Raw genomic sequence first — 21,202 nt, forward strand, 5'->3', positions numbered from 1 at the left:
CTGTCCGGCCGATGTGGGGTGTGGCCACCCACACCGTCAGCCATCGAGGGAGCGCAACAGCGCCCTGGTGCGGGCCCGATTCTCGGCCGACGCATCGAATACCACCCCGACGTACTCGTCGACACCGACCGCGCCGAGAGACCGAATACGTTCTGCCACGGTGCTTTCGTCCCCGATGATCGCGGCGTCCTCGGGACCGGCGTAGCCCTCCCGGTCCAGCATCGCCCGGTAGGACGGCAGGTGCCCGTACATCGCGAACTGTTTGGCGGCCTGGGCGCGGGCGCCCTCCACATCATCGGTGACGGTAACCGGCAGCGCGGCGACCACCCGTACCGGACGATCCCCCGCGGCTTCCCGCAATGTGGGGCCAACATGCTCGGCCAACGTGGTCGGGCCGGTCATCCAGGTCACGGTCCCGGCGGTCCGGCGGCCTGCGAGCTTGAGCAGTTGCGGCCCCAGCGCGGCGATGTAGATGTCGGGCGCCGATGCCCCCGCGATCTGCAGTGCACCGCGGGTGGTGACGGTCTCTCCGGGTGCGTCGGCAGCCTCACCGGCCAGCAGTGGCTGCAGTCCGTCCAGGTACTCACGCAGTCGTCGCACCGGCTTGTCCCACGGGATCCCCCACATGCCCTCGGTAACCGCCGCGTGCGTCATGCCGAGACCGAGCAGGAATCGGCCGCCGCTGATCAGGCTGAGCGTGAGTGCGCGCTGCGCCAGCAGCATCGGATGCTGGTTCTGGATCGGGATGACACCGGTGCCCACCTCGATGTCGTCGACCTCGCGGAACGCCACCGCCAGCACGGTCAGCAGATCGGGTTCGTAGGGCATCTGCGTCATCCAGACGCGCCGGAAACCCTCGCCGCGCAGTTGCGCCAGGGTCTCCACGGTGGCGTCGATCGGAGAGCGGCCGCCGGTGTCACTGAGGGAAGCGAGAATGCTGATCTGCATGGCCCCACGGTAGGTGGCCGAAAGCCCGAACGGGCAAAAAAGGGCGGGTTCGGGAGGACACTTGGGGGCGTCTCAATTCGACTCACGCAGTCGGTCTTTCACCCCTGTACCGACTCTTTGGATCAGTCACTCCCGAACCCGTCGTAGGGTCGATCGTACGCCTCGGGCACCCCTCAAACCAGAGAAAAATACGGCCGAATTTCACCAGAATTTCAGGACTGGTTCAGAGCTTAGGGTCGCCCCGTGTTGCCGTCGGGTCGGGGGGTCAGACGGCAACACGGAGCTACCCGTGTATCGACCTCTAGGCCGCCCCCGTTACACATCCGCGAAACAAACTTTTCGGATGTTTTCTCGGCGACAGTCCGGCCTGGTCAGCCGGGCTCAAGCCGCCGGTCCAACGGTCGGGCTCCGCAAGCTACGCCTCCGGTCCAACGGTCGGGCTCCGCAAGCTACGCCTCCAAAATCGCCGCGACGCCCTGCCCACCCGCCGCACAGATCGAGATGAGCCCGCGGACCGGCTGACCGGTCTGCTTCTTCTTCTCGGCCAGCTGCTTGGCGAGCTGGGCCACGATGCGGCCGCCCGTGGCCGCGAACGGATGACCGGCCGCGAGCGAGGAGCCGTTGACGTTGAGCTTGGAGCGATCGATCGTGCCGAGGGCCTTGTCCAGCCCGAGCCGTTCCTTGCAGTACTCGTCGGAATCCCAGGCCGCCAGGGTGGCCAGTACCACCGAGGCGAATGCCTCGTGGATCTCGTAGAAGTCGAAATCCTGCAGCGTCAGCCCGTTGCGGGCGAGCAACCGCGGCACCGCATAGGTGGGCGCCATCAGCAGGCCGTCGGGCCCGTTGACGTAATCCACGGCCGCCGTCTCCGAGTCGACGAAGTAGGCCAGCGGCTCGTGACCATGCGCCGCGGCCCAATCCTCGCTGGCCAGCAGCGCCACCGAGGCGCCGTCGGTCAATGGGGTCGAGTTGCCCGCGGTCATCGTCGCGTCGCCGGCCTTGACGCCGAACACCGGCTTGAGCTTGGCCAGCTTCTCCGGCGTCGAATCGGCGCGCAGGTTGTTGTCGCGGTAGAGGCCGAGGAACGGCGTGACCAGATCGTCGAAGAAGCCGCTGTCGTAGGCCGCGGCCATGTTGCGGTGGCTCGCGGCGGCCAGTTCGTCCTGGTCGACGCGCTTGATGCCCATTTCCTTGGCGGTGACCGCGGCGTGCTCGCCCATCGACTTGCCGGTCCGCGGCTCGCTGTTGACGGGGATCTCGACGCCGACGGCAGCCGGGAGTTTGCCGACCAGCTTGAGCCGGTCGAGGTTGGACTTGGCGCGGCGCAGGCCGAGCAGCACGTGCCGCAGGTCGTTGCCGAAGGCGATGGGCGCGTCGGAGGCGGTATCCACACCACCGGCGGCAGCCGATTCGTACTGCCCCAGCGCGATGGCGTTGGCCGCCGCTGTCGCGGCCTGCAGGCCGGTGCCGCAGGCCTGCTGGATGTCGTAGGCGGGCGTGTAGGGCGACAGTGCGCTGCCCAGCACGCATTCGCGCATCAGGTTGAAGTCGCGGCTGTGTTTGAGCACCGCGCCGCCGATCACCGCGCCGAGGCGTTCACCGGCCAGATCGAAACGCTCGATCAGCCCGTCCAGGGCGGCGGTGAACATGTCCTGGTTGGAGGCGTTGGCATAGGCGCCGTCGGACCGCGCGAACGGAATCCTGTTGCCACCCAAAACGGCAACGCGTCGCCGGGTCGTGTTGTTGGCCATCTGTTTGCCCTCCACTGTCGGGTTGTCCGGGGCCATATTACCCACTGTTCTTACTCTGGAGTAAGTTCGGTGTGGACAACGCAGTACTGCGAAGCGAAAGGCAGCTGAAATGGCTTCCGACCTGTTTTCCCAAGTGGTCAACTCCGGGCCGGGATCATTCCTGGCCAAGCAGCTGGGCGTACCGCAGCCCGAGACCCTGCGCCGCTACCGCGCCGGCGATCCACCCCTGGCCGGATCCCTGCTGATCGGCGGGGACGGGCGCGTCGCCGAGCCCCTGCGAGTTGCCCTGGCCGACGACTACGACGTGGTCTCCAACAACATCGGCGGCCGCTGGGCCGACTCGTTCGGCGGCGTGGTGCTCGATGCCACCGGAATCGAGGACGCGGCCGGCCTCAAGGAGTTGTACAAGTTCTTCACCCCGGTGCTGCGCAATCTGGGCTCCTGCGCCCGCGTCGTGGTCATCGGCACCACCCCCGACCAGGCCGGCAGCGTGCACGCCCAGATCGCCCAGCGCGCCCTGGAGGGCTTCACCCGCTCACTGGGCAAGGAGCTGCGCCGCGGCGCCACCGTCTCGCTGGTCTACCTCGCCGCCGACGCCAAGCCCGCCGCCACCGGCCTGGAGTCGACCATGCGCTTCATCCTGTCGGCCAAGTCGGCCTACGTCGACGGGCAGGTGTTCCGGGTCGGTGCCGCCGACTCGACCCCGCCGGCCGACTGGGACAAGCCACTGGCCGGCAAGGTCGCCGTGGTGACCGGTGCCGCGCGCGGCATCGGCGCGACCATCGCCGAGGTGTTCGCGCGCGACGGAGCCACCGTGGTGGCCGTCGACGTCCCCCAGGCCGCCGAGGACCTGGGCAAGGTCGCCGAGAAGGTGGGCGGCAGCGCACTGACGCTGGACGTCACGGCCGACGACGCCGTCGAGCAGATCGTCGCCCATGTCACCGCACAGCACGGCGGCAAGGTCGACGTGCTGGTGAACAACGCCGGCATCACTCGCGACAAGCTGCTGGCCAACATGGACGAGGCCCGCTGGGACGCCGTCATCGCGGTGAACCTGCTTGCCCCGCAGCGGCTCACGGAAGGTTTGGTGGAGGCCGGTGCGCTGGGCGAGGGCGGCCGGGTGATCGGGCTGTCGTCGATGGCCGGCATCGCCGGCAACCGTGGCCAGACCAACTACGCCGCCACCAAGGCAGGCATGATCGGGCTCACCGAGGCGCTGGCGCCGGTGCTGGCCGAGAAGAACATCACCATCAACGCCGTGGCCCCCGGCTTCATCGAGACCAAGATGACCGAGGCGATCCCGCTCGCCACCCGCGAAGTCGGTCGTCGCCTGAATTCCCTGTTCCAGGGCGGACAGCCGGTCGACGTGGCCGAGCTGATCGCCTACTTCGCCAGCCCGGCGTCAAATGCGGTCACCGGCAACACCATCCGGGTCTGCGGCCAGGCCATGTTGGGGGCGTGACGGCGTGAACAACATGCTGCGTGCCGTCGTCGGCGCCCTGCCGTTCATTCCGCGTGACGACACCCTGCCGGCCCGCACCGTCACGGTCGACGAGTTGTCCATCGATCCGGCCAACGTCGCCGCCTACGCGCAGGTGACCGGGCTGCGGTTCAGCGACACCCTGCCGTTGACCTACCCGTTCGCGCTGACCTTCCCGACGGTCATGTCACTGGTCACCGGGTTCGATTTCCCGTTCCCGGCAATGGGTTCGGTGCACATCGAGAACCACATCACGCAGTATCGGCCGATCAAGGTGACCGACACCGTCAGCGCGGCCGTGCATGCGGAGAACCTGCGCGAACACCGCAAGGGTCTGTTGGTCGACATCGTCACCGACCTCAAGGTCGGCAATGACACGGCCTGGCACCAGGTGACCACCTTCCTGCATCAGCAGAAGACCAGCCTGTCCGGGGAACCGAAGCCCGAACCGCAGAAGCAGCCGAAACTGCCGCCGCCCAACGCGGTTCTGAACATCACCGCGGGCCAGATCCGGAACTACGCGTCGATCGGCGGGGACCACAACCCCATCCACACCAACGCGATCGCCGCCAAGCTGTTCGGCTTCCCGACCGTGATCGCGCACGGGATGTTCAGTGCCGCAGCGGTGCTGGCCAATATCGAAGGCCAGTTGCCGGATGCGGTGAAGTACTCGGTGCGGTTCGCCAAGCCGGTGGTTCTGCCCGCCAAAGCCGGTCTCTACGTCGAGCGCGACGCCGGCGGCTGGGAACTGACGCTGCGCAATCTCAAGAAGGGCTACCCGCACCTGTCGGCGACGGTCAGCCCACTCTGACGCATCGAGTGTGCGCACCGTTCGCGATGTCGCGAACGGTGCGCGCACTCGGCAGATTCACGCCCGGATACCTTTCACCAACAGCCACACGATGAACGAGAGTTCCGCGACCGCCGCGACAGCCAGCACGAATGGCGAGATGAATGCTCCGAAATCAGGGGCGAGCAAGCGGGAGAAGACGTCCGCGACGTGGCCGAAGCATCCGAGCACCAGCAGGATGCCCAGCGCCTTGGGGAAGTAACCCGACTTCAAGACCAGGTAGCCCAGCGGGAGCAGCCACAGACCGAAGAACGTCTGGGCGATGAGGTATCCGTTGTGTTGCAGGTCGGCGAACAGCATGGTCAGCTGGTCGGAATCGGTTGAACTGAAGGCGTATTGACCGGTGGCGATCAGCAGCGCCGCGTTCTGGTTGAGCAGGCTCAGGCTCTGGATCGCGACGCTGACCGCGACGAGGACAACCATTGCCGCGGCGGCCATTTGGTCGACGTGCCGCAAAAGCAGGTACAAGGCCATGCTCGTCGCCAGAAAGGCCGTGGCCCCTGCGAGTTCGCTGACCATGCCGGCGCGGAACAGGGAGGCCGAGGTGCCGATGTCGGCAGCCGTGGCCGCGGCGTTTCCAGACTTCACGATGAGTGTGTTGACCACCCCGGCGAAGATCGTGAGCACGGCGACGCTCAGGTAGAGCACCCCGGCGATTCGCGCAAGTGTCCTGGGTGCGATGCGCGAGGCGGACTCGAAGCGGACGCTCACGCCGCATCACCGGCATGAGCCAGGGCCGACGGGGTCAGCCGGCCGACGATCGCCGGGGCCTCGTGGACGAGGGCGTCGTTCTCCACTGCCTCGACCATGAACAGTGCGTAGTCGACGCGACGGGTCAGGTTGCTCGCCAGGACCGGGTCGCCGACGTGCCGGCTCCAGATGGGCAGGCCCTGACTCTCGCCCTCCTCCAAGTCGCTGCCACGCACCACGGTCCAGCGCGTGTCGCTGGCGAAGATCCGCCGGCATGCCTCCACCTGATCGTCGACGTCCACGACCCGGGCCAGCTTGGCCAGTCGCCCGAGCACGGCCGCATACAGCCGGAATTTCCTGGTGTAGACGTCCTTGCCGTCGCGGGTGATGTGCCAACCGCAGGAGAACACCAGCCGGGCTCCAGGGCGGGCGTGGTCGAGTACCGCTTGAGCTGTGCCCGAGGCGTAGTGGTGCACGCCCCACGGCACCAAGACCGTGAGCACGGCGTCGCATCCACGCACCGCCCGTTCGATGACCGCGTCGTTGTCGGTCGCTCCGGGGATGACCGTCATCTGCCCCGCGAAGTCGGCGAGCTTGGTCACGCTCTGCTCCCGGCAGACACCCACCACGTCGTACCCCCGGTCGAGCGCGTGCCGCACCAGGTAACGCCCGAGCTTCCCGGACGCACCGACGATGCACACCTTCTTGCCCGCGGCCGGTTTCTCCGCTTCGTCTGATCCGACCAGTTCCACAGCTCTGTCCTCCTACTCGAAACCACCGCAGCCTTACGCCGTAAGGTACAGCCTTGCAGCGTAAGGTTGTCAAGCCTCATCGACAGCCAGACAGGAGAATGACCTTCGTGACCACCGACGCCGCCGGCCCGTCCGAATCCCGCCGCAACCCGCTCAGCAAGGAGCTGGTGCTGCGCACCGCGGTCGCCCTGGCGGACGAGGCCGGAGGCGGCGTGCCGAGCATGCGCAAGCTCGGTGAGCGGCTCGGCGTCGAATCGATGTCGCTGTACCACCACTTCCGCAACAAGGACCTGATCCTCGACGGCATGGTCGACATCGTCTTCGACGAGATCGAGCTTCCCGGTGACGACATGGACTGGCGCACGGCGATGCGACGGCGGGCGGTCTCGATGCGTGAGGCACTGATCCGCCACCCGTGGGCGATCCGTCTGATGGACTCACGGGCGAACCCGGGGCCCGCGACGCTGCGCCAGCACAACGCGGCAATCGGGTGCCTGCGGTCGGGTGGCTTCTCGATTGCCGGTGCGGCACATGCGTTCTCGGTCTTGGACGGCTACGTCTACGGCTCCACGCTGCAGGAACTCAGCCTGCCATTTCGATCATCTTCGGAGCTCGAGGACGTGGCCGGCTCGATCGTGAAGCAACTGCCCCGCGACGAGTTCCCGCATCTCACCGAGATGATCGTCGACCGTGCCCTCAAACCTGGCTACGAATACGCCGAAGAGTTCGCCATCGGACTCGACCTCATCCTCGACGGGCTTGAACGGCAGCGCGACAGCTGGCGTTGACCAGCTCCCGGCATTCATGTCGCGCAGGGTCAGGTGGCGGGTATCGCGTCCCCCGAATTCCTTCGCAGATCGGCGAATTCGGAGATCGACGCCGACGTGACGGATGCGACCGGCCGGGCATTGGGCGCCGACGCGTCGGACTTCGACACCATCACCACGTTGTCGATGTAGGGCTGGATGGTCGTGCTGTTCTGCACCGTCGACACGATCACCAGCTGGAAACCGAACTTGCGGAACGCCGACAGCGCCTGCTGGGCGAACTGCGGATCGGACTTGGAGAACGCCTCATCGAGCATGAGCTGGGCGAACAACGGCCGCGTGTCGTTGCTGTCGGGGCTGGCCAGGTTGAAGCTCAGCGCACCGGCCAGGCAGAACGCCATCAGCTTCTCCTGCTCACCGCCGGAGTTGTCGCCGGAGTTGCTGTAGGTCCGGATCACCTCACCGGTCTCAGCGTCACGCTCCTCGCAGTACAGCACGAAGCGGTTGCGCACATCGAGCGCGTCACGGGTCCACTGCCGGTCCTCAGGTGTGGTGCCGGCCAACAACTTTCGCAGTTGCAGGATGTCGGTGTACTGCTCGAACATCGCGGTCTCGTCACCGAAACTGACCAGTGACACCCGCGCCGAGATGCGCTGGGCCTTCTCGTTGAGCTCATCGACCGCGGCGAGGTGCCGGGTGCCGGCATGCAGGGTCAACCGGGTGCCGCGGTTGAACTCCACCGCGCCCAGACCGGTGTTGACCCGCGCGATCTGCTCGGTGATTCGCCTCGCCTCGTTGTCGGCGATCATGTGCAGGTTCAGGATCGCGCCCGGTGCCTGCTCGGTGATCAGCCGCTGCATGCGCTCGTAGGCGTCGGGCAGCTCACGCTCGTCGATCCGCCGGCACAGCGCCACGTAGTCGTGCACCCGCTCGTCGAACACATCGCTGTCGTTGGGGATGGCGTCGGGGAACGAGCTGTCGTAGGCGGCCATGATGCCGGCCAGCTCATCGTGCGAACGGTTGCGGTCCGCCCGCAGCCGGTCGCGCTCACGACCGATGACGCGGGTCAGCTCGGCCCGATAAGGCTCGGAGTCCAGCAGCTCGAGGGTCAGCGCCATGTCGGCGGCATAGCCGTCGATCGTGTCTCGGGCGTGCGGCGGCAACTCGTTGTCCCCGAGCCGTTCGGTCAGCATCTCGGACAGTTCCAGCAGCGCGGTCCGCCGGCGATCCAGCATGGTCTCGCGTTCGTTGAGCGAGCCGATCTGCTGGATCACCTTCTCGACGCGTTCCCAGCATTCGTCGGCCCGCTGCTGCATCCGCTCGGCATCGGGATTGTCCGAGACCAGCAGGTTGTGCTCGTCCTGCAGCCGCTCGAGCATCTCGTCCACCGAGTCCGTGTCGATGTCGCTCCACTGCATGAACTGGTCACACAACGCCCGGCAGGCTCGTTCACGCGCCTGGAGCTGACCGCGGTGCTCGTCGAGCCGTTCGCGGGCACTGCGCGCCACCTGGTAGACATCCTGCGCCGCAGTCAGATCATCCTGCAGCGCTTCGATTTTCGCGGCCGTACCGCCCAGGAAGATGTAGTCCGATGGCCGCAGCCGGGACCGATCGTCCTTGATCGACAGCCGGCCGCTGTCCTTGCGCAGACCCTGGTCGGTGACGGCACGGGCCTGCTCGGTGAACTCCTCGGGCCCGTCGACGCACACGTAGTCACCGACACTCGCGATCACGTTGAGCGCCTCCACCGCACTGTCGTGCGTCGGATCGGCCAGCTGGAGCTTGGTCGCCAGCGTGCCCGGCTGCGGGGTGCGCAACTGCGCCCCGTGTTGGACATGCTGCAGCTGGATCCGCCCGCGCATGTCGTTCTCGTTGACGAACCGAAGCGCCCGCTCCAGATGGGCCTCGGGAACCAGCAGACGTAAACCGGCCCCCCGCAACGTCTTCTCGACCGCCAGTCGCCAGCGCGACTCCTCGGGCTTGAGCTCCATCAGCTCGGCGACGTACACCAGATCACGCTCGGAGATGTCGAGCGCCCGGGCGATCCTGGCCCGCATCTCGTACTCGGTGCGCGGCAGCGGGGAGCCCAGCCGCTGCACGCGCTCCAGCTCGGCCTCGATGCTCTCGCGTGCCTCCCTGGCCCGGACCTCCTTGGCCGAGGCCTCGACGTAAGGCTGGTTACCGGTGAACAGCTCCCGATGCAGCCGGTCGGCCTCGTCCATCAAAGTCTCACGCAGCGACCAGAATTCCTCGCCGTTGTCCGGCGGGGTCAGCCCGAGCGAGGCGACCTTCTCCTCGTATCCGCTGCGCCGGCGGGACACCTCGTCGCTGATGCGCTCGGCCTCGGAGAGCCGCTGCTGCAGCGGCACCAGATCGACGCTGACCGTGTTGATCTGTGCCATCAGCGAGTTGTGCTCGTTCTTGAGCTGGCGCTGCTGGGCCCCGAATTCGTCGCGTTGCGCGCCGAGCTGGGTGATCTGGTCGTCGAGATTGTCGATCTCCGGGCCGGCCTGGGCCAACCGCAGATGGTCGACGTAATCGCGGATCATCGCGTTGTCGATGGTGTCGATCACGCCGAACTTGGCCGCCTCGTCGGCATACCGGGCCTGTACCGCGGCGATGTTGCCCAGGGTGTTGCGCTTGCGCCGGGCCACGTCGAGCAGGCCACGAGCCTCCACCAGCGGGTTGATCTGCTCGAGCGCCTCCTCCACGCCGCTGAGGCTGGCCGGCTCGTCGAGCATGAACTCGCGCACGAACTGCTCAAGACCACCAACGCTTTTCAGCGATTTGGCCTTGCCGAGGAGCTGCTGGGCGGCCTCGGAGGCGCGGATGCCGATGCTGGAGTACAACTGGGCCAGGTACTGGCTCTCGCTGCGTCCGCCGGTCCAGCCGTCGTCACGGAACACCGCGGCGTCATAGCCGTTGGCCGCCCAGCGGTTGCACAACCCGAAGATGTCGCGGTCGGCGTCGATCAGGTAATAGCGACTGCCCGGGTCCGAGGTCTTCTCGGCGGCAAGCCATTTGAGCACCAAACCGGTGACCGAGCGACCCGTCCGGTCGCTGTAGGTGACCGCCACCGCCGACCAGGCCGGGCCCGTTCCGCGCAGGTACATGATCTGCCTGCTGGTGCCCTCGCGTCGCTCACCCCAGGCACCGCGGACGTACTTGTCGACGGTGCGCTTGCCGGTGCCCGAGCCAGCGGCGGTGGTGTCACCCGAGGCGTTGAAGTTACGGCGGTGCGAGGGCAGGAAGGCCAGCGAAATCGCGTCCAGCAGTGAGGATTTACCACTACCCGAGGAACCGGTGATCAGCGTGCCGTGCGGGCTGAACGGAATCGAGTGGTAGCCGTCGAAAACGCCCCAGTTGATGACCTGCAGACGTGACAGAAAAAACTGGTTGGTCGGTTCAGCCATGGGCGTCCACTCCGTCCTCGAGCCGTTCGGCCGCATCGATATCGACATCGCTGCCGGTGGCGGCCCGCTTGAGCTGCTCGAACTGCTGCTGTAGCTCGGTGATCATGGAAGCGGTCATGATCGCGTTGACCACCGGGCTGATGGTGAAACTGTCCTCGTCCTCACGGTTGCGGACCAGCATCTCGATGTCGGTGAGCCGCTCGATCGCGTTGTCGATCCGCTTGTCGAACGACGCGGTGTCCCGGTCGGTGTCGTTGTTCACCCCGGCGAAAAGCTCATGGATCTCGTCCCGGCTGATCAGGACGTTCTCGTCGCGGGACGCCGCCCGCATGAGCTTGGCCAGGTGCAGGGCCAGGATCGAGTCGTAGGTGTTGAGGGTCTCTCGTCGCAGCAACCGGCGCCGCCACTGCGACTCGTAGTCGGCCTGTTCGACGTAGGCGATGTCATGATCGTCCGAGATGCACAGCCGCATATCGAGTTCCGACAGCCGCACGGTGAGTTCGGTGCGGTAGCGCGTCACCCACGACCACAACTCGGAATGGTTGTCCTTGCTGACATAGCGACGTGACAGCAGGTGCTGCAGCGCCCAGCAGGCGCGGTCGGGCAGCTCGCTGACGTCTCCGTCGAAGCGCGGCGCGCGGCGCTGGTCGGTGGACCGTTCGACCGCGTCGATGCTCGGCAGCGCATCGAAATCGATCGCCGAGTCCTGGACCGGCACGGCGTCTGAGGCGGGCGTCGTATTCGGGGTGTCGGTCATAGCATGCTCTCGGTGGCAGTCGGGATCGGTTCGGTGAAAACCAATCGGGGGATCTCGATTTCGCGATCGGCGCCTTCCAGGGACCGGAACCGGACACGCACCGACTCCGCGTCGCCGGGGGCGGGTTGTTTGAGCGCCCAGGACCACAGCACGATCACGTGCCCGAGGTAAGCGGAGTCCAGCATGCCGATCGCATCCGGCAACGACAGCGGTCCGGAGGCCACCGCACCGTTGATCAGGTCGGCCAACTCCGCGGCGTCCACCTGGGACGCCAGCGCCGAGAACGCCGACAGATTGACCTCCCCTTCCGCAGTTTCGGCCTGCGACGGTGGGATGGCGTCACGAATCTTGAAGGCAACGGCGCCAATGGAATTGAAGTCCGTGCGGACCAGGGGCACCTCGATGCCGATGCGGCTGTCGGCGAGCGACACGCTGAGCAGCTCATGCGCGCTGGCCAGGGCGTCGTTGAGCTGACGGGTGACACCGCGGCTGTGTTCCAGGGTCCCGGAGGCGACGAAGCGCTTGATCCGGCGGGCGCAACGCTGCCGGGTGCGCCCCACCTCGGCGGTCTGCGCAGACACCAGGCTGAAGAATCCCGTCATCACCTCCCGCAGGCCTGGGTCCAGATGCGGCAGCTCACGGGTCACCGCGTCGATGTCGGCCACCAGCGCGGCCCGTTGCTCGGGATCCTGGATCATCCGGGTGAATGCGCTGTAGGACGCGCTCTCGCGGGAGGCGAACAACGACTCATAGTCGTCGAACAGCTGACGCTGGCGCTCGCGGTAGCCGAGATCGGTGTCGGCGGAGGCGTCCAGCAGCCGGGTGGTGATGCGGTTGAGCATGCTGCCGTACTGCCCGATGTCGGAGACGATCTGCTCCATCTGCAGCGCGATGGCCCGGGCCTCGTCTTCGATGTCGACCAGGTCCGGTTCGGGCCGCTGCCCCTGCTCGAGCGCATCCAATTCGTCACGCAGCTTGGCGATTTCGGCTTCGATGTCGGCACGGATTCGGTCCGGGTCGTTGCTGACCTGGCCGGCCACCCGCCGCAAACCGGCAGCNGCGGCGATGCGGGGAATGAAACCGCCGGTGGCGATGGTGTCCTCGCGGCGCATACGGCGGGCGAAATCCAGCACCGCCCGCGCCTCGTAGGTGAGGTAGCAGACGTTGCGCTCGGTGTCGCCGGACTGCTCGGTGATCCGGTGCAGCCAGCCCTGGCCGGCCCAGTACTTGATCAGGGCCAGACCCGACTGCTCGGTTTCGGAACCGAGGTCGGCCAGGTCCCGTTCCAGCCGGACCACGAGCTCGGTCTCGGTGAGCTTGGCGCCGCGGTCGAGGTGGCGCTCCATCAGGGTGAGGTAGGTGGCCAGGTTGTTGGTCGCCAACAGCCGCGCCGACCGCGAGTCGGCCACGTCACGATTGAGCTGGTAGAGCTGGTCCAGCGACCCATGGCCGGTGTCAGCGTCAGGCATGGCCGGCCCTTCGTTTCGCAGTGGACATCGGCACCACTTTAGGCGGCTGGCGGCACAGATCCCGCCGCAGTTCCGTTTGCTACCCACATCCCGGGTCAGGCCTGGCCCTGCTCGACACCCGTCAGTGGCCGTCCCGGACGTCCGGCAGTGTGACGACGGCCACGTCCGCGGTGGCCGCTCCGCACGACCCCGCGGTGACCCAGCGACGTCCTTACCGGTCGGCCGCCCATTCCAGCGGGTCAGCGCCGTAGGGACCGGGAGTCCAGCGATAGCCGATCCGGTTGCCGTCGACGAATACCGGTGGCGACGCGAACGACAGCTGGCCGAAGGCTGATTCGCTCTGCTCGCGCGGCACTTCCAGGTCTCGGCGGTCACGATGGGCCGCCGGCAAATCCAAGAGGAGATGCGCCGTCCGGGCCAGGCACAGATGCGCCCAGCCCGCGCCGGCAGTGGCACGCCGGGCGAGGAGGGCCAGGACCGCTGCCGCCACGCCATAACCGGTGGAGTGGTCCAGCGCCTGGACCGGCAAGGCACCGGGTCGGGGGCCGGTTTCGGCGTCCGACTGCCCGTACAGCTGAGCGATACCGACGGCGGCTTGAACCAGCGAATCGAAGCCGCGGCGGTCACCCCACGGGCCGTGGTCGCCCCACGCGTCCAGGGTGACCACCACCAAGTTCGGATAGCGCTCTCGCAACGCATGCGGGTCCAACCCGAACTTTTCCAGCGCGCCCGGTCGGTAGCCCATGATCAGGGCGTCGGCGTTCTGCAGCAGCGCCGTCAGCTTCTCGCGCTGGGCCGGATCGGTGAAGTCCGCTGTGGCGCTTCGTTTACCGAAACCGTTGTCGATGTACTGGTCGAGCAGCTCAGGGATCGCGGGCGGGTCGATCCGCAACACGTCGGCGCCGAGCAGCGCGAGAAACCGGGTGGCGACGGGTCCGGCGATCACCCGGGTGAGGTCGAGAATCCGCACACCGGTGAGACGGCGGCCGACCTCGAGGGCAGGCCCGAGGGCCTCGACGAGATCGAACCGTATCCATGGTTGCGAGTCGACGAAACGCCCTTCCGGGCTGCGCCGCCAGTCCTGGGGCGGACGGACGACGACGGCGAGCCCATCGGCGTCGGTAACCCGTTGCGCGACGTCGGCCGCTGACCACGAGGCGATCGCGTCGGCCAGGTCTGCTTTGCCATCGACACCGAGGGCGCCCGACAGGGCGCGGGCATGGTGCGGATAGTTCGCATGTAACCGCACCCAGCCGTCGCGGGCGGGGAAAAAGCCCGACATCGGCGCGAAACCCTCAGGCTTACGGCCGTCGATGCGGAGATGGTCCAGGGATGCGAAAGCCGCAGCAACCGAGCCACTTTCGGTCTGAAAGTGTTCCCGTGGTCCACATGCCAGCCGCGCTGCGGTGAGGGCCGTCTGGACACTGCCCAGAGCGAGCCCTTCCACATCGAGCGGCCCGCCCCACCAGGAACGTGGACCCGTCACCCGCGCCACGGCCGTGTCGTCGATGGGTCCGATTGCGGGAGCAAGCCACCGATACAACTCTGGGATGTCAGCCGTGCCGGTCACCACTCCATCATCTCGAAAGGGGTCAGCCCGCGGCCCACCTGCCCTAGAGTCATCCGGTGACTCCCGCCAAGGTGCCGCCCGCCGGACTGGTTCGCGCCGTCGAACGCGTCCGTCACCATCTGCGCCGCCTGCACCAACGCGCGGTACCACCACCCGCGGCGATGCTGGAGCTGATTCTGGGCGCCTGGGTGGCCCAGGGCATCACCGCCGCCGCCCAACTCGGGGTGGCCGATGCGCTGGCCGATGGCCCGCTGCGCCCCGCGGACCTGGCCCGACGAGTCGAGGCCAACCCCGACGCCCTGGACCGGCTGATGCGTGCCCTGGTCAGCGAGGGGATCTTCCGTCGCACGCGCGACGGCCGCTACGCGCTCAACGCGCTGGGCGACACGCTGCGCAGCGACGCGCCGGTATCCATCGCCGGGATGGCGAGGTTCGTCGGGTCACCGCAGCATCGCGAGCACTGGAGCCACCTGGCCGACGCGGTGCGCACCGGTGAGGCCGTCATCCCCAAGCTGCGTGGCAAGGCGGCGTTCGACTACATGGGCTCCGAGCCCGAACTGGGAGCGATCTTCAACGACGCCATGACCAGCGTCTCCGAACTCGCGATTGCCCCGGTGGTGGCGGCCTACGACTTCAGCCGCTTCGGCACCATCGCCGACATCGGCGGCGGCCACGGGCGACTGCTGGCCGCGATCCTGCAGGCCACTCCCACCGCTCAGGGCGTGCTGTACGACCTGGCCCAGGTGGTCGACGGGGCACCAGAACTGCTGGCCAAGCACGGCGTCGCCGAACAGGTCCGCGTGATCCCCGGCTCGTTCTTCGACAGTGTTCCCGCCGGCGCCGACGCCTACGTCATGAAGAACATCATTCATGACTGGCCCGACGCCGAGGCATTGGCGATCCTGCGCAATGTGCGCGCCGCCGCCACACCCGGCGCCACCCTGCTGCTGATCGAGGGAGTGATTCCCGACCACGACCGGGAGTTCCTCGGCAAATGGACCGACATGGAGATGCTGATCGGCATCGCCGCCCGCGAGCGCACCGAGGATGAGTACCGAAAGTTGTATGAGCAGAGCGGGTTCCAGCTGACGAAGGTGGTGCCGACGGCGTCACCCTTCAGCCTGGTGGAGGGTGTGGCCGTCTAATCCTCGTTCGCACACGGCGAGGTTGCCGACACCCTCAACTGATAGATGCCGCCCGAATTGACCTCCGCCCGTACCGATACGAGATAGCCGCGACCATCCCGGTACCCCTTGTGATTGGGCGGTTCCGGGTCTGGGCGGGTCCACGGGATCGGCTCGAACCCCTGATCTTTCAAGGTGTCGATCCGGGTCAGCGCCGCCTCCACGAGTTCGGGAGCCGGGTCGGTGATCGAGGCATTGCGGTACACCCGCCAGGGCGGCCCGTCCGGCATCATCGCATCGTTTGTTCGGCAGCCATGCAGGGCCGCGTATGCGGGGTCGGGATCGATGGGCCTGCCCACGATCATCGCCACGTAGCCGGCCACTACCCGCGCCGCCTCGGTGACAGTCAACGAAATCGGCTCCGTCATCGCCTCACCTTCAGTCGCAGGCCCGTCCGTTCGGAAGAATCCGCAGGAACTCGTGAAGACCACCAGCACGGTCACGAAAAGCGTTGTTATCAGCTTCATTTGACCTGTATCCGTGGCCCCTTGCCGGGATTGTCCGTCACTCGGGGATTGTCCCACGGATGCTGCCGCCGTTCGTAGGATCCGTCATCGTCCCAGGGCAGCTCCGGGATCTTGGGTGCACCGAAGCCGCGCGCCGCATCCGACGCCTCGGCCCGGAAATTCCCGTCATCGCCGATATCGATATCCATATAGTTCGTCTCGATGCCTCGCTCCACATAGCCGGTGGCCTCGCCGCCGTTGATGACGGCGACCATGTTGTGGAATGCGTCTGAGTCGGGGTCGTTCCAGTACTCCCCGTGTGCGTTCTGCCCCACGATGACCTCGCCGTGGTGCGGACCGTCGCTGCCGTAGTACCCGGTGTCCAGGCGGGTGACACCGGGGATCTTGTCCGGGTCGGTCGCCGAGGGCAGGCCACCCAGCGGATTGCCCACCTGCCCGTCGACGGTGTGCGGAATCCCGGGTATCGAGTCGATCCATCCTTGATCGCTGGCGTCACGGGGCAGCGACTGAACCGGCCCGATCGGATCTCCCGGCGCGGTCATCGAATAGCGCTGAACGTCCGGATTCGGGTTGGTGTATTCGCCGGTGAGAATGCCGGTGCCCGCCGACGAGGCATGCAGGATGCGATCTGCGCGCAACCCCATCTGCTCGGCGGTTCCGACGATCGCGCCACCGTAGGAGTGGCCGATATAGGTCACCGGCGTGCCCGCCGCCCTCGCACCGACCTCCCGGTCGATCTCATGGCCGAACGACACCAGTTTGGGAGCCATCGACGCCGCGTACGACGGGTCCGTCGCGTCGGTCAGCAGGTCTTGGGGGAAGTCGTCGCCCATGTACAGGAACACGGGCGATCCCGATTGACTCGCCAGCTCCACCGCCGCCTTGTGGTTCGAGCCGCTGCCGTTCAGATTGGTGCCGGTGCCGGGAACCACCACGCCGACACCCTTGATACCCGGCTTGATCTCACCGACCATCTCGATCATTCGCCCGTTGCCCTCCAGCGAGAACCCGACGAACTTTCGTGGCACCTTCTGACCGCTGCCGGGAGGAAACTCGATCGGGGTCAGCATGGCCTGCAGCTGCTTGACCCGGGCATCGTCGGGCGACGGCTTCTTCAGCTCCTCGTCCAACGCGTTGCGAATGTTGATGTCGTTGGCCTCGATCCTGGTATTGAACGGCACACCGTCGGTATTGCCCATCACCTGCGGATCGGCGAGCACCATCTCGTGCAGGGTTTCGGGGCTCAGCCCGGCCAAGAAGGCGGCCCGCTCGTCGGGTGTCATCCCGCCCAGTCGGTCGACGAGCGCCTTCGGGCTGTTCGGGTCAGGCGCCTGCTTGGGATCCGGTGCATTGAGCGACGCCACGGCGTCGCGCACCTGCTGGCCGACCTTGGTGTCGGTGGCCTCGAAACGCGCCAGTTTCTCTTTGAGTTGAGCTGAAGCCTTCGCGGCCAGGGCCAACAACATCATCCGGTTCACCGGACTCAATCGGGAGAAGGTGTCGAGCGCACTGCCGGGACGGATCGAAACCGTTCCGTCGTCGGCCACCTGCCATCCCTGCCCGCGAAGTTGGTCGACGCTGCTCACGATGCTGCTGCGCTGTTGCACCAGATCCGCGCCGCCGTCCTGCAAGGCGGTGCTCAGTGCGGTGAGCGCGTCATGGAGGCGCTGCATGCGCTGCAAGGTCGCGGTGGCGTTGTCGATGGCGGCATCGGCCCCGCTGCCCTTCCAGTGAGAGCGCAGTTTCTCGATCACGGCGCGCTGCTGGTCCATCTGGGTCGCCAGGGTGGCGGCGCGGGTCCCGACGTCGGCGCCGCTCTGCACCAATGCCTCAGGGTTGGACGCTTCCACCTGAGAGATCGAGACCGACATCTCAGCCCGCTGGTTGGGCGGAGTTCAGGCGGTCGGCGGACTCGGCGTCGGTGCCCTGATATGCCCGGGCGGCCTGGCTCAGCTTGTCGGCATGTGCGCCGACCTCGCTGCCGATGGTCCTGGCTTCACCGTCCACGATCGGCGCAGCCTGCGCGGAGGCCGCACCGCTCTGCAGGCCGGGCATGGCCGCTGCCGCCGCGTTCAGTGGTTGCCCGACGTCAAGGCCGGTGATGGCCTGACCCACCGCGGTTTCGGCTGCGGCGGCCGACTGCAGCGCTGCCGGAGCAACTGTCAGCGCAGAACCCATATCGGGAGCGTACTGCCCCCGACGAGGGGGTCAGGACACCAATTTGTTCGGTGCCGGGAGGCTCTGGCTAGCTGCTAGCCGGCCGACACGGGTTGAGAACCCGCGTCCGATGGCGTGCCTTTCAGACCGCGCCAGAACAGATTGATCATCAACTCGGCGGCCTCGTTGACATCAGCGTCGCCGGTGCTGACCCGGGTGGCGATGGCCTCGCCCGCACCCACCAGCGCGACAGCCATCATCTCGAAGTCACTGTCGGGCTGGGGGTTTCGCGTACCGGTACTCAGCAGCCGGGCCACCAGGTCGATGATCCGCTCACGACCCTCGCGCACCGTGTGGGCGAACGCCTGGGAGCTGGTGGCCTGGGTGTAGAGCACCATCCACGACGCGCGATTGGTATCGATGTAGGTGAGGAACGCCCGCACGGCGCTGCGCAGCAGATCCTTCGGACTCTGGGTGAAGTCGATCTCACCGCGCACCACATCCACGAACCGCGTCAGCTCACGGTTCAGGCAGGCGCCGAACAACTCCTCCTTGGACCCGTAGTACAGGTACAGCATCGGCTTGGAGATCTCGGCCTCCGCGGCGATCGCGTCCATCGAGGTCTCGTGGTAGCCGTTGACCGAGAAAATCTGCACCGCAGCGTCGAGCATCTGCTGTTCGCGTACGGCTCGCGGCAGCCGCTTGGTTCCACCTGCCATCCGACCAGGATAAGCATCCTCGGAAACTTCGGTACCCGCGCGTCCGCAGGTCGGATGTGGTGTATTGAGCTCCGGAGGTGGCACCCGATGCCCGAAGGCGATCTCGACGACATCTTCGACGGTGTCGGCGCCGAGGTTCCCGGGGCACTGGCCGAGCACCTGCGCACCGTCGCGCTGATCGATCACCATGTGCACGGCGCCTTCGACCGGCCCGTCGACCGGGCCGGCTTCGAAGCGGNCCCGGATGCGCTGACAGCCCGGCGGGCGTGCGGTGCGCGGCGTCGTTGGCGCTGGCCTCCGAGGAGCCGGTCAACCTCAGCCGCACCCTGTCGGTGCCCACGCCGACCGACGTCGAGCCGACGGTGTGGATCCGGTCCCGGCAGGGGCCGAAACTGGCCGACCTGGTCGCCCAGCCCGGGACCACCCGCGCGTCCGGTGACGCCGATCCGATCGATGTGCTCGGTTCGGCCTACGCCGCCACCGACGGCGACCCGCGGACGTCGTGGACCGCTCCGCAGCGGGTCGTCCAGTTCAAGGCTCCCCCGACTCTGACGCTGAAACTGCCCGCGCCCACGGAAGTGGGTGCGCTGCGGATCGATCCGGGCGCCAACCAACCGCCCGCACATCCGACGCTGGTGGCGATCGATCTCGGCGATGGTCCCCAGATGCACAAGCTGCCCGGCAACGGCGAAGTCCAGACCGCCAAGCTCAAACCGCGGTTGACGGACACGATCACCGTGTCACTGCTGGGATGGAACGACATCATCGACCGCACGTCGCTGGGTTTCGATCAGCTCAAGCCGCCCGGCCTGGCCGAGCTGACCGCGCTCGACATCCGGGGCAAGCCCATCGCCGCCGCTGACGCGGCAGCCAATCGCCAACGGACCGTGTCACTTCCGTGCGGACAGGGCCCGATCATCGGCGTCGCGGGAGAGTTCATCCAGACCTCGGTTCGCACGACCGTCGGCGCGCTGCTCGACGGCAATCCGATTCCGGCGCGGCCCTGCCGGAAGGGACCGGTCACCCTGCCCGCCGGGCAGCAGGAACTACTGGTCAGCCCGGGGGCCGCCTTCGTCGTCGACGGCGTGGTGCTCAACACCCCGGCAGCCGACCAACTGCGCACGGCCACAACAACTCCCGTCGATACCGCGACGTGGTCACCGGACCGGCGCCAGGTGCAGGTGCCGGCCGCCACGACCACACGGGCCCTGGTGGTGCCCGAAAGCGTGAACCCGGGCTGGATCGCCCGCGACGCCGCGGGCACCGAGCTGACCCCGGTGAAGATCAACGGGTGGCAACAGGGCTGGGTCATCCCGGCCGGCGGCGCCGAGACCATCACCCTGACCTTCNCGGCTCACCCCGGCCGAGCTGACCGCGCTGCTGCTGCCGCGGGCCCGCGTGGACCGCTGGATCGTCGACACCGGCTTTCACGGTCACCTGCTGACCACCCCGGCGCGGCTCACCGAGCTCAGCGGCCGCCCGTCGTCGGAGGTCCTGCGCCTGGAGCGCCTCACCGAACAACTGCTCGAAGCCGGTACCCGGGCCGACGAGTTTCCCGACGCGTTCCGCACCGCCCTGCGCACTGCCGGCGCCCGGGTCGTTGGTTCGAAGACGATCGCGGCGTATCGCACATCGTTCGACATCGACTGGTCCCGTCCCGCCGACGCGGTCGTGGTCGAGCACGCCCGCGAGCTGTCGGACCGGCAGACGATCCGGGTCGACAGCCCCGTGCTGATCGCGTTCGGCGTGCACGAGGCCGCTGCTCTGGGACTGCCCATACAGGTGCACGTCGGGTTCGGGGATCGCGATCTGGATCTGCACCGCACCGACCCGATGCTGCTGCTGCCTCTGCTGCGCACGATGCCGCCGGTGCCGGTGCTGCTGTTGCACTGCTATCCGTTCCACCGGCAGGCCGGCTACCTGGCCCAGGCCTTCGACAACGTGAACTTCGATGTGGGCCTGGGCATCAATCACCTCGGGCCGCGCTCGACGGCACTGGTCGCCGAGGCGCTGGAAACCGCACCCTTCGCCAAGCAGCTCTACTCCTCGGATGCCTTCGGCCCGCCCGAGCTGCACCTGCTGGGTTCGGTGCTGTGGCGGCGCGCGATGGGGCGCGTGCTGGGCGGCTGGGTGCGCGCCGGCGACTGCAGTGAACGCGACGCGATCCGGATCGTGGACCTCATCGGGGCCCGCAATGCCGAGCGCGTGTACGCGCTGTGACGCTGCGG

The 21,202-nt window shown here is 67.3% G+C and carries 16 protein-coding genes and 2 pseudogenes; 6 read left to right on the top strand and 12 right to left on the bottom strand.

Going from position 1 to position 21,202, the window contains the following annotated elements; translation table 11 throughout:
• Positions 1-36: 36 nt before the first annotated feature.
• Positions 37-948: a TIGR03564 family F420-dependent LLM class oxidoreductase gene (locus BN4332_RS19125; protein WP_066900599.1), complete on the bottom strand. Its 912-nt coding sequence runs from the start codon at positions 946-948 to the stop codon at positions 37-39.
• Between the two features lie 449 nt (positions 949-1,397).
• A complete protein-coding gene (locus tag BN4332_RS19130; RefSeq protein WP_435405167.1) occupies positions 1,398-2,735 on the bottom strand; it encodes an acetyl-CoA C-acetyltransferase in 1,338 nt (445 codons plus the stop codon).
• A gap of 73 nt (positions 2,736-2,808) precedes the next feature.
• Between BN4332_RS19130 and BN4332_RS19135 the strand changes: the two genes are divergently transcribed.
• Positions 2,809-4,161, top strand: a complete 1,353-nt coding sequence (locus tag BN4332_RS19135; RefSeq protein ID WP_066900602.1) for a 3-oxoacyl-ACP reductase — start codon at positions 2,809-2,811, stop codon at positions 4,159-4,161.
• 13 nt (positions 4,162-4,174) lie between these two features.
• The gene (locus BN4332_RS19140; RefSeq protein WP_096867113.1) at positions 4,175-4,990 is read left to right on the top strand and encodes a MaoC/PaaZ C-terminal domain-containing protein; all 816 of its coding nucleotides are present in this window, start codon (positions 4,175-4,177) and stop codon (positions 4,988-4,990) included.
• 57 nt (positions 4,991-5,047) lie between these two features.
• Here the strand turns inward: BN4332_RS19140 and BN4332_RS19145 are convergent, their stop codons facing one another.
• Positions 5,048-5,740, bottom strand: coding sequence for a DUF4386 domain-containing protein (locus BN4332_RS19145; protein WP_200820316.1), 693 nt, complete (start codon positions 5,738-5,740; stop codon positions 5,048-5,050).
• A complete protein-coding gene (locus BN4332_RS19150; RefSeq protein ID WP_066900606.1) occupies positions 5,737-6,471 on the bottom strand; it encodes an NAD(P)-dependent oxidoreductase in 735 nt (244 codons plus the stop codon). The genes BN4332_RS19145 and BN4332_RS19150 overlap by 4 nt, the downstream gene beginning before the upstream one ends.
• 107 nt (positions 6,472-6,578) lie before the next feature.
• Here BN4332_RS19150 and BN4332_RS19155 point away from each other — a divergent pair, with 107 nt between their 5' ends.
• The gene (locus BN4332_RS19155) at positions 6,579-7,259 is read left to right on the top strand and encodes a TetR/AcrR family transcriptional regulator C-terminal domain-containing protein (RefSeq protein ID WP_235654143.1); all 681 of its coding nucleotides are present in this window, start codon (positions 6,579-6,581) and stop codon (positions 7,257-7,259) included.
• Between the two features lie 29 nt (positions 7,260-7,288).
• Here BN4332_RS19155 and BN4332_RS19160 read toward each other — a convergent pair whose 3' ends face one another.
• The 4 genes from BN4332_RS19160 to BN4332_RS19175 all read right to left on the bottom strand — a co-directional run bounded on the left by BN4332_RS19160 (position 7,289) and on the right by BN4332_RS19175 (position 14,450).
• Positions 7,289-10,651, bottom strand: coding sequence for an ATP-binding protein (locus tag BN4332_RS19160; RefSeq protein ID WP_066900610.1), 3,363 nt, complete (start codon positions 10,649-10,651; stop codon positions 7,289-7,291).
• Positions 10,644-11,408, bottom strand: coding sequence for a DUF4194 domain-containing protein (locus tag BN4332_RS19165; RefSeq protein ID WP_066900612.1), 765 nt, complete (start codon positions 11,406-11,408; stop codon positions 10,644-10,646). The genes BN4332_RS19160 and BN4332_RS19165 overlap by 8 nt, the downstream gene beginning before the upstream one ends.
• A complete protein-coding gene (locus tag BN4332_RS19170) occupies positions 11,405-12,877 on the bottom strand; it encodes a DUF3375 domain-containing protein (RefSeq protein ID WP_066900614.1) in 1,473 nt (490 codons plus the stop codon). Before BN4332_RS19170 ends, BN4332_RS19165 begins: the two co-directional genes overlap by 4 nt.
• Before the next feature lie 211 nt (positions 12,878-13,088).
• Positions 13,089-14,450 carry a CoA transferase gene (locus tag BN4332_RS19175; RefSeq protein WP_066900616.1) on the bottom strand — a complete coding sequence of 454 codons (1,362 nt, stop codon included), beginning with the start codon at positions 14,448-14,450 and terminating at the stop codon, positions 13,089-13,091.
• A gap of 53 nt (positions 14,451-14,503) precedes the next feature.
• Here BN4332_RS19175 and BN4332_RS19180 point away from each other — a divergent pair, with 53 nt between their 5' ends.
• Positions 14,504-15,592: a methyltransferase gene (locus BN4332_RS19180; protein ID WP_066900617.1), complete on the top strand. Its 1,089-nt coding sequence runs from the start codon at positions 14,504-14,506 to the stop codon at positions 15,590-15,592.
• Here BN4332_RS19180 and BN4332_RS19185 read toward each other — a convergent pair.
• From BN4332_RS19185 to BN4332_RS19200, 4 genes are all read right to left on the bottom strand, one after another.
• Entirely contained in the window at positions 15,589-16,074 is a 486-nt protein-coding gene (locus tag BN4332_RS19185) for a hypothetical protein (protein WP_235654144.1), read from the bottom strand. The genes BN4332_RS19180 and BN4332_RS19185 overlap by 4 nt on opposite strands.
• A gap of 20 nt (positions 16,075-16,094) precedes the next feature.
• Positions 16,095-17,969 (bottom strand): alpha/beta hydrolase, encoded by a 1,875-nt coding sequence (locus BN4332_RS19190; protein ID WP_066900621.1) that lies wholly within the window; start codon positions 17,967-17,969, stop codon positions 16,095-16,097.
• A 1-nt stretch (position 17,970) separates the two neighbouring features.
• On the bottom strand, positions 17,971-18,276 hold the full coding sequence (locus BN4332_RS19195; protein ID WP_066900623.1) for a hypothetical protein: 306 nt from the start codon (positions 18,274-18,276) through the stop codon (positions 17,971-17,973).
• 74 nt (positions 18,277-18,350) lie between these two features.
• Entirely contained in the window at positions 18,351-18,974 is a 624-nt protein-coding gene (locus tag BN4332_RS19200) for a TetR/AcrR family transcriptional regulator (RefSeq protein ID WP_066900719.1), read from the bottom strand.
• A 227-nt stretch (positions 18,975-19,201) separates the two neighbouring features.
• Here BN4332_RS19200 and BN4332_RS34480 point away from each other — a divergent pair.
• Both BN4332_RS34480 and BN4332_RS19210 read left to right on the top strand, forming a co-directional pair.
• Positions 19,202-20,368 (top strand): annotated as a pseudogene (locus BN4332_RS34480) (hypothetical protein); the annotation flags it as partial.
• A pseudogene (locus BN4332_RS19210) lies at positions 20,334-21,194 on the top strand (amidohydrolase family protein); the annotation flags it as partial. The pseudogenes BN4332_RS34480 and BN4332_RS19210, both read left to right, overlap by 35 nt.
• Positions 21,195-21,202 lie beyond the last annotated feature (8 nt).

This window comes from Mycolicibacterium houstonense (genome assembly GCF_900078665.2).
Taxonomy (GTDB): Bacteria; Actinomycetota; Actinomycetes; order Mycobacteriales; family Mycobacteriaceae; genus Mycobacterium; species Mycobacterium houstonense.

Coding starts and splice junctions, on each gene's coding strand:
- BN4332_RS19125 (WP_066900599.1), bottom strand. CDS start 948: ATGCAGATCAGCATTCTCGCTTCCCTCAGTGACACCGGCGGCCGCTCT.
- BN4332_RS19130 (WP_435405167.1), bottom strand. CDS start 2,735: ATGGCCCCGGACAACCCGACAGTGGAGGGCAAACAGATGGCCAACAAC.
- BN4332_RS19135 (WP_066900602.1), top strand. CDS start 2,809: ATGGCTTCCGACCTGTTTTCCCAAGTGGTCAACTCCGGGCCGGGATCA.
- BN4332_RS19140 (WP_096867113.1), top strand. CDS start 4,175: ATGCTGCGTGCCGTCGTCGGCGCCCTGCCGTTCATTCCGCGTGACGAC.
- BN4332_RS19160 (WP_066900610.1), bottom strand. CDS start 10,651: ATGGCTGAACCGACCAACCAGTTTTTTCTGTCACGTCTGCAGGTCATC.
- BN4332_RS19165 (WP_066900612.1), bottom strand. CDS start 11,408: ATGACCGACACCCCGAATACGACGCCCGCCTCAGACGCCGTGCCGGTC.
- BN4332_RS19190 (WP_066900621.1), bottom strand. CDS start 17,969: ATGTCGGTCTCGATCTCTCAGGTGGAAGCGTCCAACCCTGAGGCATTG.
- BN4332_RS19195 (WP_066900623.1), bottom strand. CDS start 18,276: ATGGGTTCTGCGCTGACAGTTGCTCCGGCAGCGCTGCAGTCGGCCGCC.
- BN4332_RS19200 (WP_066900719.1), bottom strand. CDS start 18,974: ATGGCAGGTGGAACCAAGCGGCTGCCGCGAGCCGTACGCGAACAGCAG.